The following is a 15,365-nucleotide window of genomic DNA, read 5'->3' as shown; positions in this document are numbered from 1 at the left end:
GGAAGCTGACAATGAAAACACTCAATCGCCGCGACTTCGGTGTCGCCGTGGTCGCGGCCATCCTGTTGCCCGCAACGACGGCCCGTGCCGACGACATGGAAGTGCATATCGACAATTTCGTTTTCCAGCCGGCCGAGTTGAAGATCAAGCTCGGCACCACCGTGACCTGGACCAACCGGGACGACATCCCCCACACCGTGGTGTCGGCCGGCAAGTTCAGGTCCAAGGCCCTGGACACCGACGACAAGTTCTCGTTCACCTTCACCAATGCGGGCGACTACAAATATTTTTGTTCGTTGCACCCGCACATGACGGGGATGATCAAGGTTGAGTAACGTCTCAAACCAAGGCATCAACGTCTTGCCCGGCCGGTGGTCCCACGCCGGCCGGGCTCGTGTGCCTTCCGTCACACACGGGGACGAAACAAACAGGGACGAAACAACGCGACGCGCAGAACAAGAGGCAAAGCGAGGAGCGATGCCCGCCAACGACGATTTGCAGAAGGCGCAGCGCTTCCGCGAAGCCGCGCTGCCCTATCTCGACGACGTCTACACGCTCGCGCGCTATCTGCTGCGCGATGCCTCCGACGCCGAGGACGCGGTGCAGGAGTGCTATCTGCGCGCGCTGAAGCACTTTGACAGCTATCGCGGGCCGGCGATGAAGCCCTGGCTGTTCGCGATCCTGCGCAACGTCTGCAACGCCGAATATGCGCGGCGCGCGCACCGGCAGCACAGCGCGATCGAGGATACGCCCGGTGCCGCCGAGCAGACGCCGATCTGGCAGGAGACCGAGGCGAGCCCCGAGACCGAGGTGCTGCGCAGCCGCGATGCCGGCGCCATCCGCAAGCTGATCGACGCGCTCGCCGAACCGTTCAAGGAAACATTCGTGCTGCGGGAGATCAACAACCTGTCCTATCGTGAAATCGCCGAGGCCGTCGGCGCCCCCGTCGGCACCGTGATGTCCCGCCTCGCCCGCGCCCGCGCCATGCTGCGCGCGGCCTGGACGGCGGAAGAGGAGCACTCGAGATGACCTGCGACGAAGCAAAAATCCTGCTTCACGCGCTGCTCGACAACGAGCTCGATGCCGGCCACGCGCGCGAGGTCGAAGCCCACATTGCCAGTTGCCCGGACTGCGCCGCGGAGTTTGCCGCACAACGCGAGATGCAGCGCGTGCTGGCCGACACCGATTTGCGCTATGCCGCGCCGGCTAGCCTGCGCGCCCGGATCGAAGCCTCGCTGCCACAGCCGCAGCGCCGGCAACCGACCCGCCGCTCCGTGCTGCGCGGCTTTGCGATGGGCTCTGCCGTCTCCGCGCTCGCCGCCTCCGGCGTCGTCGCCGTGGTGCTGCGCCAGGACGACCAGCAGCGCATCCTGTCGGAGGTCGTCTCCGCGCATCTGCGCTCGCTTCAGGCCGGCCATCTCATCGACGTGGTCTCCACAGACCAGCACACCGTGAAGCCGTGGTTCAACGGCAAGCTCGACGTCGCCCCGCCCGTGATCGATCTCACCGCGCAAGGCTTCACGCTGGTCGGCGGCCGGCTCGACTATATCGACGCCCGCGCCATTGGCGCCGTCGTCTACAAGCGCCGGCAGCACGTGATCAATTTGTTCGTGTCGCAGACATCGAACGCGGAATATCGCGCGCCGAAGACCGAGACCATGCAGGGCTTCAACTGCCGCCGCTGGGGCAATCGCGGCCTGAACTTCTGGGCCGTCAGCGATATCGGCGCCGACGAGCTCGCCGAATTCGTCGACAAGTTCGAGGCGGCGATGAAGGCGAATGTAGAGGGGTAGCTGGCGGAGCGAAGCAATCCAGCCCGCATCCGCAGAGGGATACTGGATTGCTTCGCTTCGCTCGCAATGACGACCGCTGAGATAGATCGGCGAATTTACGCCGACCGCCGCACCGCGTTGTCCACCAGCGTCTTGCCGAGCGACCAGATCGCGCCGGGGACCTTGTGGCTGCCGGCGATGACGTCGTCGAAGGCGCGCTCGATCCAGCCGCAATCTTCCTCGGTAATGGTGAGCGGCGGCAGCAGCTTGATGGTGTGGCTGCCGTGACCGGCGACTTGCGTGAGGATCTTGTGGTCCTTGAACAGCGGCACGGTGATGAGCTGGCAGAACAGGCCCTTGTTGGCAGCTTCCAGCACGTTCCAGGACGCCCGGAGCCGCAGCGACTTCGGCGGGCCGAACTCGACGCCGATCATCAGGCCCTTGCCGCGCACTTCCTTCATCAACTCGTAGCCGGGCACCATGCGGGTCAGCGCGAGGCGCAGCTCGGCGCCGCGCTTGGCGGCGGACTCGATCAGCTTCTCGGACTCCATGACGTCGAGCGTCGCGATGCCCGCGGCCATCGCCAGATCGTTCTTGGAGAAGGTGGAGCCGTGCACCACCGCGCGGTCCATCTGGTTGAAGATCTTGTCGAAGATGCTCTTGCGCGTCAGCACGGCGCCGACCGGCACATGGCCGCCGGACAGCGACTTCGACAGCAGCACCATGTCGGGCTCGACGTTCCAGTGCTCGACCGCCAGGAAGCGGCCGGTGCGGCCCATACCGGTCTGGATCTCGTCGGCGACGAACAGCGTGCCGTATTTCTTGCAGAGCGCGGCAGCACCCGGCAGGAACTCGTCGGTGGGCATGTTGACGCCCTTGCCCTGGATCGGCTCGACGACGAAGGCCGCGACCTCGCGCGAGGCCAGCGCCTTTTCGAGCGCGGCGAGGTCGTTGAACGGAATCGAGGTGCAGCCGGGCAGCAGCGGCTCGAAGCCGGTACGGAAGTTCGAATCACCCGTCAGCGACAGCGCGCCGTAGGTCAGGCCATGATAGCCGTGGGCGCAATAGACGATGCCGGGACGGCCTGTGGCGCCGCGGGCGAACTTGATCGCCGCTTCGACGCATTCGGCGCCGGAATTGGCGAAGAACGCCTTGTCGAGATAGGGGACGTATTTTAGCAGCCGCTCGGCGAGCACGCCGGCGAGCACTGAGACGTCGAACTGGACCAGATTGGGCAGGTCGGCATCGAGCACGCTCTTGAGCGCCTCGCGCATGACAGGGTGATTGCGCCCGATCGCGAACACGCCAAAGCCGGACAACAGGTCGAGATAGCGCGCCCCCTCGCGATCGTAGAGATACTGCCCCTGCCCCCTCTGGAAGCCGACATCGTAGCCGATGGTCTTGAGAACCCGAACGAACTGTTCGTTCAGATACCGATTATGCAGGGTGCTGCGCTGGGCCTGACGGTCCGCGAATAGCTGAGACATGTCTGGATTTGGGCTGTGCATCCGCTACATACTTCGCTTGAGGGCCGGCTCGTCAACTGAAAAGGGACCGTTACCGAAAACGGTCTGTGCGGCCTTTTGCCCTTTTTCGGACCATCTTCGCAAGCACAGCTTTAAACCATGTTGCACTGCCAAGGAACTATCATGCGTTTAGCCCTTTACACCGGACTAATACTGGCTGGTGGTTACACCTGCCTGACACCCGCGCTCGCCGCCGATCCCACCGGCGACTGGCGGGTCGCCGACGCCGTCGCCAACATTCGTGTCGCCCAATGCAATGGCAGCATGTGGGGCGCGGTTTCCTGGGAAAAACAGCCCGGCGGCCGCGATGAATACAATCCGGATGCATCGAAAAAGACCAGGCCGACGCTGGGCATGGCGACCCTGATCGACATGAAGAAGAAGCCCGGCGTCGATCAGTGGGAAGGGCAGGTCTACAACGCCAAGGACGGCCAGCTCTACAGCGCAACCATCACGCCCGTCGGCACCGACCAGCTCGAAATCAAGGGCTGCGTGATGGGCTTCCTCTGCGGCGGCGAGACCTGGACCCGCGTCGCCCCGCCGATTCCTTTGAGCACCGCCAATGCCATGGCCAAGGGTGCGCCGAAGCCCACCGGCGCGGCGCCGAAAGCCCAAGGCACCACAGGCGGCACCACGGGCGGCACCACAACAGGCGGCACGACCGTCGCCACTGCGCCGGCCCCTGCCCCCGCGGCCCCGAAGACCGCCACCACCACCGCCAAGCCCGGTCAGAAGAACGCCGCCGACCCGGTCGGCGACATCTGCCTACTCCCTGAGATTGCGGGGTTTGCCCATTAGGGCTGGCTGGAACAGCAGCACTGCGGCAAGCGTCGTCACCAGCGAGAGTGCGAGCAGCTTGCCCATGCTGGACGTTCCGGGGTGGCTCGACAGCCACAGGCTGCCGAACGCGGTCGCCGTCGTCAGCGCACTGAAAAAGATCGCGCGCGTCAGGCTGGTCTGGAGCAGGTTTGTCCTGCCCGAGCGCCAAGCCACGACATAATAGATCTTGAAGGCGACGCCGACGCCGAGCAGCAGTGGGAACGCGACGATGTTGGCGAAGTTGAGCGGCAGGCCGATCAACACGCAGATTTCGAGCGTGACCGCGCCGGCGACCAGCAGCGGCACGAGCGTCATCAGCACGTCGACGAACCGCCGCAGCGTGATCCAAAGCAACAGGCCGATCACCAGCAGCGCGTAGATGCCGGCGTGGATGAACGCCTTCACCACGGTGTCACCGGATTTCAGGATCGAGACCGGCCCGCCGATCGCGGTCGGCTCGGCAGCGAGCACGGCGGCTGCAAACTTGCGCAGCGTGTCGTTGTCGTTGGGATCGCCCTTCGGCTGCGCCTCGACGCGGATGATCCCGTCCTTGCTCTTCCAGGCGCTGACGAGCTCGGGGGGCAGTGAGGCCAGGGTGACCGGCCCGGCCTGCATCGCGTTCCTGAGCTGGCCGAACGCGATCTTCAGCGGCGTGACGAACACGTCCTGCGCCTTGTTCCGCGTGGCCTCGTCGCCATTGGCGAGCTTTTCGAGCGCGTCCGCCAGCCGGCGCGAGGCGACGGCGCCCGGGCCCTTCGTGTCACCGGCGGTCCGGCGCAGATTGTCGACCGAGGATTTCAACGCCTCGACGTTTTCCTTGTCCGTTGGCGCAGCGTCGACCTGGTCAGGATTGAGCGCGGGGTTGAGCACCTTGGCGCCCTGCGCGAGCAGCTTCAGCTTTGGCGCCTGGTCGGTCGGCACGAAGCTGTCGAGCGACATCACGCGCAGCACCTCCGGCACCTTCTCCAGCTTCGCCTCGACCTGCCTCGCCTGCTCCTCGGACGTGGTCATCACGTTGATGGCGTTGGCGCCGGTGTTCGGATCCTTGCGCAAATCGAGGAAGGTCGCGATCGACTCGGCCTTCGGGTTGCGCAGGTTCATCGGGTTGAAGTCGAACTTCAGGAAGTAGAGCAGCGGCAGGCCGGCGAGCGCCAGCAGCAACGTGCCGCCCACGACCAGCACACGGTGCTTCTCCAGAAAGTAATCGAGCGGCGCCAGGAAGGCATAACCGACGGGCTCCTGCTCACCGGGCGGGTTCAACAGCTTCAGCATTGCGGGCAGTACGGTGATGCTGGAGAGGAACGCCACCAGCATGCCGACGCCGGCGATCTGGCCGAGCTCGGAGATGCCCTTGTAATCGGTGGGCAGGAAACAGAGGAAGCCGGCGGCGGTCGCCATTGCCGCCAGCGACAGCGGCACCGCGGAGCGCTTGGCGGCAAGCACCAGCGCGCCGGAGAGATCGTTGTGCTTGTAGCGCTCCGAGCGGTAGCGGACGCTGTACTGGATACCAAAATCGACGCCCAGTCCCACGAACAGCACGGCGAACGCGATCGACAGCAAATTGAACGAGCCGACCATCATCAGGCCGGCAGCGGTCGTCAGCGCAAGGCCGACGAAGAGATTGACGAACACCGCGAAAATGATCTTCGACGAGTGCAGCGCCATCCACAGGATGAGCAGCACGACCAGCACAGTGCCGACGCCGTTGACGACGGCGCCTTCCTGGACGGTGGCGTATTCCTCGTTGGCGATCGGGACCGGACCGGTCAGTCGCACTCGTGCCTGGTACTTGTTCGCAAAATCCAGATCAACTGCCGCCTTGCGGATCGCGTCGGTGGCGCCCTTGCCGGGCTCCAGCGCGTTGTAGTCCAGGATCGGCTTGAACTCGATGAAGGCGCGCTTATCGGAATCCGTCAGCGGCTCGTCGCTGACGAGCTCACGCCAGGAGAAGCTCGCTTTGCCCTTGTTGAGCACGGTCTCGACCGTTTGCGCGATCTGATTGAAGGGCCGCGCGGTATTGTCGAGCTTGACCTGGCCGCGCTTGACGCCGGCAAGTCCCGTCTCCAGCGCGCCGGTCAGGCCGCGGATCGAGGGATCACCGGCCATGATCTCGACCAGGGGCGCTGCGGATTCGAACTGGCTGGTGATCTTGCCGACCTCTTCGGTCGGCAGGAACAGCAAGCCGTTCTTCTCAAAGAACTCGCCGGTGCCGAGCTGCTGCATCGACTGGAAGTCGGTCTTGTTGTCCTTCAGCTTGGCGAAGAGCGCATCCGCTGCCGCGGTCGCCATCTCCGGCGTCCTGGCCTCGACGACCGCGAGAATTGTCGCGTCGCGGTCGAAGGCACGGTCGAATTGCTGGTCGCGCTGGCGCCAGTCCAAATTCTGGGCAATCAGCGAATTGATGTCGGTGTTGATGGCGAAATGCTTAGACGTGTAATAGCCCGCCCCGACCGAAAGCAGGAGCCCGAGAACGACGACGAGGGAGGCAAACCGGGTGCAGGCCCTGACGATGGCAACGACTACGCTTTGCAGCATCTTTTCTTTCTGCGGTTAACAGCTTGCCGGAAACGCCCGCTGTTTATCGGAGTTCCCCGGCGAAACCTATTGCTGTTTTGAGTGGTTCTCGCCGCACGAAGGTTCGAGGTAAACGGCGACAGACCGTGGCAAAATCATGCGGGGCGGTCGGTATAGCCGGTGACTTGAGGCGGGAAAGTGGCGAAGCGGTGAGCGCAAATGTCGCCATTTTGCTCAGAGCGCATGCCCTATTATAATACCGCGGATGCGCACGGTAACGGAACCAGGGTTTCATTCTGGTCTTTCCTTTGTGCCGATTTTTTGACACAAAGTGCTGTGCCTCCATGCGCCGGGGCCCAAGTAGGGTGGGCGGTTACCGCGTGCGCGAAACCAATGGTGCGGTTATTGCAACTCATTGGGCAGTATCGAAGTGCCGCCGGGGACTTGAGAAGCGGATTGGTGCAAATTGCGTGATGGGCGTCCTATGGAAGTTTATCTAGCGCAGCCGCGCGGCTTTTGCGCCGGCGTGGTACGTGCGATCGAGATCGTGGAACGGGCGCTGGAGAAGTACGGCCCGCCCGTCTACGTGCGCCACGAGATCGTGCACAACAAGTACGTGGTCGAGAGCCTGAAGAACAAGGGCGCGATCTTCGTCGAGGAATTGTCCGAGGTTCCGCCGAAAGCCGTGACCGTTTTCAGTGCCCATGGCGTCGCCCGCAGCGTCGAGGAAGAGGCTGCCGCGCGCGACCTTCCGGTGCTCAATGCCACCTGCCCCCTGGTCACGAAAGTTCACAATCAGGGGAAACGCTACATCTCCAGGGGCCGCACCCTGATCCTGATCGGCCATGCCGGCCACCCCGAGGTCGAGGGCACGATGGCCAGGTTCCCGCCCCGGTGCTGCTCGTCCAAAGCGTTGAAGAGGTTAAGGCCTTGACGCTGCAGGCAGATACGCCAGTGGCCTACATCACCCAGACCACCCTGTCGGTCGACGACACCAAGGACATTATTGCGGCCCTCCAGGCCCGCTTTACAGATATTCAAGGCCCGGATATCCGGGATATCTGCTATGCGACACAGAACCGCCAATCTGCGGTAAGGGACTTGAGCAAGCTGGTCGACGTGATCTTGGTGGTGGGCGCTGCCAATAGCTCGAACTCGAACCGGCTCCGCGAAATCGGCACTGAGGCCGGCGTCGCGAGTTATTTGATTGCCGACGGCAGCGCGCTCAATCCGGAGTGGTTGAAAGATGCCAAGAGCGTCGGCGTCACGGCCGGCGCTTCGGCGCCTGAGGTACTCGTGGATGACGTGATCGAAGCGATGCGGCGGATCGGACCAGTCAAGGTCTCGGTGCTGCCGGGCCGCGAGGAAAACATCGAATTCCGGCTTCCGGCCGAACTGGCTGCGAGCTGACCCACCCGAATTCCTAGCCCAGAAAGAAACTTGTAATGGCTATCCCCTTCTTCAAGGAAATGCGTATCGGCGGCTATTTGCTCAAGCAGAAACTGCTTGGCCGCAAGCGCTATCCGCTCGTGCTGATGCTGGAGCCGCTGTTCCGCTGCAACCTCGCCTGCGTCGGCTGCGGCAAGATCGATTATCCGGATGCGATCCTCAACCGCCGCATGACCGCCCAGGAGTGCTGGGACGCGGCCGACGAGTGCGGCGCGCCGATGGTCGCCATCCCCGGCGGCGAGCCGCTGATCCACAAGGAGATCGGCGAGATCGTGCGCGGCCTCGTCGAGCGCAAGAAGTTCGTCTCGCTCTGCACCAACGCGCTGCTGCTCGAGAAGAAGCTCGACCTGTTCACGCCCTCCCCGTACCTGTTCTTCTCCGTGCATCTCGACGGCCTGAAGGACCATCACGACAAGGCCGTGTCGCAGAAGGGCGTGTTCGACCGCGCCGTCTCCGCGATCAAGGCGGCCAAGGCGCGCGGCTTCACGGTCAACGTCAACGCCACCATCTTCGACGGCCATCCGGCCGAGGAGATCGCAAAATTCCTCGACCTCACCGTCGAGCTCGGTGTCGGCGTCTCGATGTCGCCGGGCTATGCCTATGAGCGTGCGCCGGACCAGGAGCACTTCCTCAACCGCACCAAGACCAAGAAGCTGTTCCGCGACGTCTTCGCGATGGGCAAGGGCAAGAAGTGGAACTTCATGCATTCCGGCCTGTTCCTGGACTTCCTCGCCGGCAACCAGGAATACGAGTGCACGCCGTGGGGCATGCCCGCGCGCAACATCTTCGGCTGGCAGAAGCCCTGCTATCTGCTCGGTGAAGGCTATGCCAAGACCTTCAAGGAGCTGATGGACACCACCGATTGGGAAACCTACGGCACCGGCAAGTACGAGAAGTGCGCCGACTGTATGGCCCATTGCGGCTACGAGCCGACGGCTGCGACCGCTGCCATCAGCCACCCGCTGAAGGCGATGTGGGTGTCGCTGCGCGGCATCAGGACCACGGGCCCGATGGCGCCCGAGATCGACATGACCAAGCAGCGTCCGGCGCAGTACATCTTCTCGGCGGAAGTGCAGAAGCGCCTGTCGGAGATCCGCAAGGACGAGGCGGCCGCGGCGCAGGAGAAGGCGGCGCGGAAGGCGTCGACCGCCGCGTAAGCACGCTACTCGGTACGAACGAAAAAGGCCCGGTCGCCACCGCGACCGGGCCTTTTCATCTTCGGCACGAACGCCCCGAGGCAACGATATCCGTGCTGCGCCCACACCATGTGATCCTGGCGGGACCCGGCCTGCAGGCATTCGACATGATGCGCCGCGCCTATGAGGAGCGACTCGAGCAACCGGTGTTGCCATGGCTGCTCAAGTCCACGGCGATCTATCTGCGTCCAAGCGAGTCGGCGGCAATTGTCGAAGGCATGATGCGACGGACGCTGTGGGTCGTGGACCGAAACCGCATGGAAGCGACCGAGTGAGCAGGCACCAAAACGCAAAGGGCCCGGTCGCCAACGGCGACCGGGCCCTTTGCTTTATCGCATCAAGAGGTCAGGCCGCCTTTGAGACCAAGGCCTCGCTGTCGACGAGCTCGGTGCCGATCAAATAGTCGCGGCAGCCGCGCAAGCTACGCAGCGCGCGGTTGAAGTCGATGCCGGTCGAGACCAGCGCATGCAGCGTGGTCGGATTGCGCACGATGCCACGGAACACGGCGGCGAGATCGATCTGGCCGTTCGGCTTGATGGCGGCGCGGGCGAGCGCCGGCAGCGCGCGATGGGCGGGATCGCTGATGACGCGGACCGCGGCAAAGGGCAGCCCCGCCTCGGCGGCGTAGGCGGCCGCGATGTGGCTTTCCATGTCGACGGCGGAGGCGCCGGTTTCCGAATGCAGCGCCGCCTTGCAGGACCGCTTCGTGACCACCTCCTCGGCGCCGGCAAGGCTGCCGCGCACCACGCGGCGGCGGCCCGACGTCAGGCGGTCGATCAGGTCGTCGCCGAGCGACAGGCCCGCGGCCCAGCGGGTATCGCCGGAGAGCACCTCGGTCGCCAGCACGACGTCGCCGGAGCGCAGCGTCGGGTCGAGCCCGCCGGCCACGCCGAACGAGATCACGCCGCGAATCGTCTCGGGATCCACCACCGTCAGAAGCGCCCGCAACTGGGTCGGGCTGCTCGACGAGCAAATGACCGCCATTCCGGGCCCAGCCGCGATACGGGCCTCCTGAACCAGTCCAGTCACGATCAATATCGGCCGCGGGTCGATGGCATTACCCACGGTCAGATAGTCCCCCGTCCCCAAAGTCACATCCCGACCCCTACCACCCTGCTGTTGGTGTTCCGCAAGTTCCGATACCGCGCCAACGCCCACAGCGGGAAGAACTTCGGGTAACCGTGATAACGCAGATAGAATACACGAGGAAAGCCTGTGGCGGTGTACCGCTGCTCGTCCCACAGTCCTTTTTTGTTCTGTGTTGCAATCAGGTACTCCACCCCGCGGGCGACGGCCGGGTGATCAACCTCGCCAGCAGCCATCAGGGCAAGCAAGGCCCATGCTGTTTGCGAGGCGGTCGAGGGAGCGGCCTCCCAGCCCTTGTAGTCGAGACGGTAGCTGACGGCGTCCTCGCCCCAGCCGCCATCCGTGTTCTGGATCGAGGCCAGCCAGTCGGCGGCCTTCCGTTTCATCGGGTCGTCGTGGCGGACGCCGGCCACGTTGAGGGCACAGAGCACCGACCAGGTTCCGTAGATGAAGTTCATGCCCCAGCGGCCGTACCAGGACCCCTCCGGGTGCTGGGTCTTCCTGAGGTAGGCGACCCCGTCGGCCACATGCTTGCTGGTCTTCTCGGTCTCGCCGAGCTGGGCCAGCATGGAGATGCAGCGCGCGGTGACGTCCTCGGTCGGCGGATCGAGCAGCGCGCCATGATCCGAGAACGGGATGTTGTTCAGATAGTATTCGAGGTTGTTGACGTCGAAGGCGGCCCAGCCGCCGTCGTCGCTCTGCATGCCCTCGATCCACTCCCGGCCGCGGTCGATCGCGGTGTCATAGCCGGTCGCACCGTGCTCGCGCCGCATGCGGTCCATCGACATCACCACCACCGCGGTGTCGTCGAGATCGGGATAATAGGCATTGTTGTACTGGAAGGCCCAGCCGCCCGGGCGCACGTCGGGCCGCTTCACCGCCCAGTCGCCCTTCACCTCGAGCTCCTGCTTCGGGATCAGCCAGTCGAGGCCCTGCTTGGCCGCAGGCACGGCTATGTCACCGCCGGCTTCCAGCAGCGCGTGGGCGGTCAGCGTCGTGTCCCACACCGGGGAGACGCAGGGCTGGCAATAGGCCTCGTCGCCGTTGAACACGAGCAGCTTGTCGATGCCCCGGCGCGTAACCGCGCGCGGCGGATAATTCTCGTCCTTGCCGAGCGCGTCATACATCATGACGATGTTGGCCATGGGCGGATAGATCGCGCCCATGCCGTCCTCCCCGTTGAGCCGCTCCTCGGTGAAGGCGAGCGCCGTATCGATCGCGCGCTGGCGCAGGCTCTTCGGAAACATCGGCTCGATCACGCGCAAAATGCCGTCGAGCGCGCGGAACAGCACGAACCAGGCCATGCTCTGGTGCGGCGCCTTCGCGGTCATGCCGATCGAGCGCGGATCCTGGAGAAACAGCTCGTCGATCCCGACGCCCTTCGGATTCTTCGCCAGCGGCTTCAGCGCGGCGAGAACCATCAGCGGCACCATGGTGGTGCGCGCCCAGTAGGAAATCTTGTTGATGTGGAACGGCGACCAGAACGGCAGCAGCACGATCTCGATCGGCAGCACCGGCACCGCGCGCCAGGTCACCACGCCGAACATCGCAAGCAGGAAGCGCGTGAAGACGTTGCTGTTGATCGCGCCGCCGCGGGCATGGATCGCCTCGCGCGCACGCACCATGTGCGGGGCGTCGACGGAATCGCCGATCATCTTGAGCGCGAAGTAGGACTTCACGCTCGCGCTCATGTCGAACTCGCCGTCATGCACTAGCGGCCAGCCGCCATGGGCGCCCTGCACGCGGCGGAGATAATTGCCGATCTTGGCCTCGAGCACGGCGTCCACGGGTTCTGCGAGATAATGGCGCAGCAGGATGTATTCGGCCGGAATGGTGCAGTCGGCCTCGAGCTCGAACACCCAATGGCCGTCGGATTGCTGGAAGCCGAGAACGCCTTGCGTCGCCGACGCAATGCTCGATTCCAGGACGCCCGATTCCAAGGCTTCGCGGCTGGTCGCGTTCACGGCATCCATGTCGCTCGATTGCTCCGATAGTCGATTGAAATTTGACCGGGACAATGCCCGTCAGGGCCGCTTTGCGGCCAAAACCAGATCGGCGGCGCGATCACCAGACCGTACCGATCCCTCGATGGTTGCAGGCAATCCCGTAGCAGTCCAGTCGCCGGCAAGAAACAGGTTTTTCAGCGCAGTCGCCGGCCCCGGACGCAGGGCATTCTGGGCCGGTGTGGCCGCAAATGTGGCACGGCGCTCGCGAACGATCTGCCAGGGGGGCAGCTCGCCGGACACCCCGCCCGCCTCGCAGACGTCGTTCCAGATCGCCTGCGCGAGTTCCTCGCGCGGCATGTCGACCAGGCGGTCGCCATTGCTGATGGTCACGGAGAGCCGGTTCGGGAACGCGAACAGCCATTCCACGACGCCGCCGATCACGCCCAGGATCGGCGCCGAGCCCGGCGGCGGCTCGAACCGGAAATGCGCGTTCACGATGGCGCGGAATTCGGTCGGCGTCTTCAGCCCCGGCAGCAGGCTCGCGGCGGCGCGCGGCGGCACCGCCATCACGACGACATCGCCCTCACCGAGCTGGATCACATCCTCGCCGCCGAAATTCAGCGCGCTGGCCTTGCCGTCACCGGTCGTAAACGAACGCAGCTCATGGCCGAGCTGAACGGTGTGGCCACGCTCCTGCAAGAACTTCACGGCAGGCTCGATCAGCACGGCGCTCAAGCCGTCGCGCGCAATCAGCGGCCGGCACGCCTGTCCGCCAGCAAGCAGCGTCTCGCGCACGATCGCGCCGGCAAGCCCGGCCGAGCCCTCGGGCGGATCGACGTTGAGCGCCGCAAGCAGCAGCGGCTGCACCAGCCGCTGATACAGGATGCCTTCGCAGGGAATGGACTTGCCGACCAGCGTCTCCTCCGACGCCCAGATCAGCGGCGCCAGCTTGAGATAATCGCTGAGCCCGGTGTCGGGAACGCGGCGGCTCTCGTCGAGCACCCAGGTCGGCAGCCGGCCATCGCCGAGATCGATCTGCCAGCGCTGCCCGGTCTTGATGTCGACGAACGGAAACTGCGCGCGTTCGGGGCCGACGAGGCCCGCCTCGGTGCCGATCGAGCGGGCATAGGCGCGCGCATGACTGTTGCCCGACAGCAGCAGATGATTGCCGTTGTCGATGGTGAGATTGGTGGCGCCGTCGAAATAGGAACGGCAGCGGCCGCCGGCCTGGTGCGTCGCCTCGTGGACGGCGACCTTGAAGCCCGCATTGGCGAGCCGCACGGCGGCGGAGAGGCCGGAAATTCCAGCACCGATGATGTGAGCTGTCTTTTGCATCAGATGAAAGCGTAACGGAGCAGGATCAGGATGCGCGTGACCTTCGACACACGCACCGGCTCGCGCGGCGCGTTGAAGCCGCGCGCGATCAGGAGGTCCAGGATGGAATGGTAGTATTTCGACATGATCCGCGGCGCGCGCACGGCGCGGCGCTTGTTGCGGTTCATGATCTCGTCCGACTTCTCGAAATGCGCCTTCGCACGCTGCGTCAGCGGCTGGCAGACCTTCGGCAGCGCGCGCTCGGTGATCACGCGGTTCGGGTCGTTGGAGGTGATGCCGGCATGCAGCAGCGCCTCGCGCGGCAGATAGAGCCGGCCGAGGCCAGCGTCCTCGTCGATGTCGCGCAGGATGTTGGTGAGCTGGAGCGCGCGGCCGAGATGGTAGGCGAGCTGGATGCCGTCTTCCTCGGGCAGGCCGAACACCCGCACCGACAGCCGCCCCACGGCGCTGGCGACGCGATCGCAGTAGAGATCGAGCGTCGTCATGTCGGGCGCGCGGATGTCCTGCGGCACGTCCATCTCCATGCCGTCGACGATCGCAAGGAAATCCTCGCGCTTGAGGCCGAAGGTCTTCACCGAGGCGACGTAGTCCTTCAGCCGCGGCGGCGGATGGCCCTGATAGAGCGCGTCGATGTCGTTGCGCCACTCCTGAAGCGCGGCGAGCCGCTCGTCGCGCGGGCCGTCGGAATCGGCGATGTCGTCGACCTGGCGGCAGAAGCTGTAGATCTGGAACATCGCTTCGCGCTGGTCATGCGGCAGGATGCGCATCGCAGCGTAGAAGGAGCTGTTCGATGCGGTCGAGCCGTAATTGGCGCTGGGCGAGGTCGCCTCAAGCGTCATGTGCAGTCCCCGAAATGGCCTTGCGTCCGATCGCGCGGCGGCCGACTTCGCCGATCATGCCGGCGACGCTGAAAGTGAGAAGCTCGAACTTGTTCAGATGCACGCGCTCGCGCAGGGGATCGCGCACCTTCAACAGGCGCACGATACGATCGGCATAGGCCTGGATCACCGCGACGTCGACGCCGAGGCGGAAATCGCGGATCTCCGCGCTCAGCGACCTGCCCTCGTCGAGCAGGGCTGCGTTGCGCACGGCGAGCGCCTGAAGGCAGGCCAGCATCGCCGGCGGCGAGTGCGTCAGCCCGAGCTGCTCGACCGAGGCGCCACTCGCGGCCAGCGCGTCGCGCGGCAGATAGACGCGATTGAGCTCGCGAAAATCCTTGCCGCAATCCTGGAGGTGGTTGTTGATCTGAAGGCCTGCGCAGAGCGCGTCCGAGGCCGCCCATGTCGACGTGCTCTCGCCGTGGACGTCGAGCATGAAACGGCCGACCGGCATCGCCGAGTAGCGGCAATAGTGGATGACCTCGTCCCAGTTCTCGTAGCGCAGCTTGGTGACGTCCATGCGGAACGCGATGAGCACGTCGAGCGCGTGGCGCGGCGCCATGCCTCGCTCGGCCAGCGCCCGCCGCAGAATGACAGCTTCGGCCTGGGTGTCGCCCTCGCCGAGCAGTTCCGCCTCGAGCAGGTCGAGATAAGCGAGTTTCTGGTCGGGAGGCAGCGTCGCGTGATCCGCGATGTCGTCGGCGGTGCGGACGAAATTGTAGTACGCCAGGATCAGCGCGCGATGGCGCGGATGAATGATCCAGGACGCGACGGGAAAATTCTCGTCGCGGTCACCCTTGCCGGATCGCAATTCGCTCGCAGAGGTCATCGAGGGCTGGTTTAC

General features: G+C 64.8%; 12 protein-coding genes and 2 pseudogenes. 7 read left to right on the top strand and 7 right to left on the bottom strand.

The window, feature by feature from the left end; translation table 11 throughout:
• Positions 1-11: 11 nt before the first annotated feature.
• The 3 genes from J4G43_RS17125 to J4G43_RS17115 all read left to right on the top strand — a co-directional run bounded on the left by J4G43_RS17125 (position 12) and on the right by J4G43_RS17115 (position 1,793).
• On the top strand, positions 12-335 hold the full coding sequence (locus J4G43_RS17125) for a cupredoxin domain-containing protein (protein ID WP_028146964.1): 324 nt from the start codon (positions 12-14) through the stop codon (positions 333-335).
• A 142-nt stretch (positions 336-477) separates the two neighbouring features.
• Complete coding sequence (locus tag J4G43_RS17120) at positions 478-1,029, top strand: sigma-70 family RNA polymerase sigma factor (RefSeq protein WP_208085717.1); 552 nt, start codon at positions 478-480, stop codon at positions 1,027-1,029.
• Positions 1,026-1,793, top strand: coding sequence for an anti-sigma factor family protein (locus tag J4G43_RS17115; RefSeq protein ID WP_063984628.1), 768 nt, complete (start codon positions 1,026-1,028; stop codon positions 1,791-1,793). The genes J4G43_RS17120 and J4G43_RS17115 overlap by 4 nt, the downstream gene beginning before the upstream one ends.
• A gap of 95 nt (positions 1,794-1,888) precedes the next feature.
• On the opposite strand, the gene hpnO is transcribed toward J4G43_RS17115, so the two are convergent.
• Positions 1,889-3,280 (bottom strand): aminobacteriohopanetriol synthase HpnO, encoded by a 1,392-nt coding sequence (gene hpnO / locus J4G43_RS17110; RefSeq protein WP_166098762.1) that lies wholly within the window; start codon positions 3,278-3,280, stop codon positions 1,889-1,891.
• A gap of 141 nt (positions 3,281-3,421) precedes the next feature.
• Here hpnO and J4G43_RS17105 point away from each other — a divergent pair, with 141 nt between their 5' ends.
• Positions 3,422-4,096, top strand: a complete 675-nt coding sequence (locus J4G43_RS17105) for a DUF2147 domain-containing protein (RefSeq protein ID WP_208085716.1) — start codon at positions 3,422-3,424, stop codon at positions 4,094-4,096.
• Here the strand turns inward: J4G43_RS17105 and hpnN are convergent.
• Positions 4,064-6,652: a hopanoid transporter HpnN gene (gene hpnN, locus J4G43_RS17100; protein ID WP_063984630.1), complete on the bottom strand. Its 2,589-nt coding sequence runs from the start codon at positions 6,650-6,652 to the stop codon at positions 4,064-4,066. The genes J4G43_RS17105 and hpnN overlap by 33 nt on opposite strands.
• 463 nt (positions 6,653-7,115) lie before the next feature.
• Here hpnN and ispH point away from each other — a divergent pair.
• From ispH to J4G43_RS17085, 3 genes and pseudogenes are all read left to right on the top strand, one after another.
• Positions 7,116-8,041, top strand: a pseudogene (gene ispH / locus J4G43_RS17095) (4-hydroxy-3-methylbut-2-enyl diphosphate reductase).
• Between the two features lie 35 nt (positions 8,042-8,076).
• Complete coding sequence (gene hpnH / locus J4G43_RS17090; RefSeq protein WP_063984632.1) at positions 8,077-9,237, top strand: adenosyl-hopene transferase HpnH; 1,161 nt, start codon at positions 8,077-8,079, stop codon at positions 9,235-9,237.
• Between the two features lie 68 nt (positions 9,238-9,305).
• Positions 9,306-9,551: pseudogene (locus tag J4G43_RS17085) on the top strand (ROK family protein); the annotation flags it as partial.
• 70 nt (positions 9,552-9,621) lie between these two features.
• Here the strand turns inward: J4G43_RS17085 and J4G43_RS17080 are convergent.
• From J4G43_RS17080 to hpnC, 5 genes are read right to left on the bottom strand one after another with little or no spacing between them, the layout of a single operon-like run.
• Entirely contained in the window at positions 9,622-10,371 is a 750-nt protein-coding gene (locus tag J4G43_RS17080; protein ID WP_071915696.1) for a phosphorylase, read from the bottom strand.
• Positions 10,368-12,335, bottom strand: a complete 1,968-nt coding sequence (gene shc, locus J4G43_RS17075; RefSeq protein WP_208085715.1) for a squalene--hopene cyclase — start codon at positions 12,333-12,335, stop codon at positions 10,368-10,370. Before shc ends, J4G43_RS17080 begins: the two co-directional genes overlap by 4 nt.
• Positions 12,336-12,386: 51 nt before the next feature.
• Positions 12,387-13,643: a hydroxysqualene dehydroxylase HpnE gene (gene hpnE, locus J4G43_RS17070; protein ID WP_028146952.1), complete on the bottom strand. Its 1,257-nt coding sequence runs from the start codon at positions 13,641-13,643 to the stop codon at positions 12,387-12,389.
• Entirely contained in the window at positions 13,643-14,482 is an 840-nt protein-coding gene (hpnD, locus tag J4G43_RS17065; protein ID WP_208085714.1) for a presqualene diphosphate synthase HpnD, read from the bottom strand. Before hpnD ends, hpnE begins: the two co-directional genes overlap by 1 nt.
• On the bottom strand, positions 14,472-15,350 hold the full coding sequence (gene hpnC / locus J4G43_RS17060; protein WP_208085713.1) for a squalene synthase HpnC: 879 nt from the start codon (positions 15,348-15,350) through the stop codon (positions 14,472-14,474). The genes hpnD and hpnC overlap by 11 nt, the downstream gene beginning before the upstream one ends.
• Between the last annotated feature and the right edge of the window lie 15 nt (positions 15,351-15,365).

Source organism: Bradyrhizobium barranii subsp. barranii (genome assembly GCF_017565645.3).
In the GTDB taxonomy this organism is placed as follows: domain Bacteria; phylum Pseudomonadota; class Alphaproteobacteria; order Rhizobiales; family Xanthobacteraceae; genus Bradyrhizobium; species Bradyrhizobium barranii.
The sequence above is the reverse complement of the archived record's forward strand: the minus strand, read 5'-3'. Positions and strand labels throughout refer to the sequence as shown.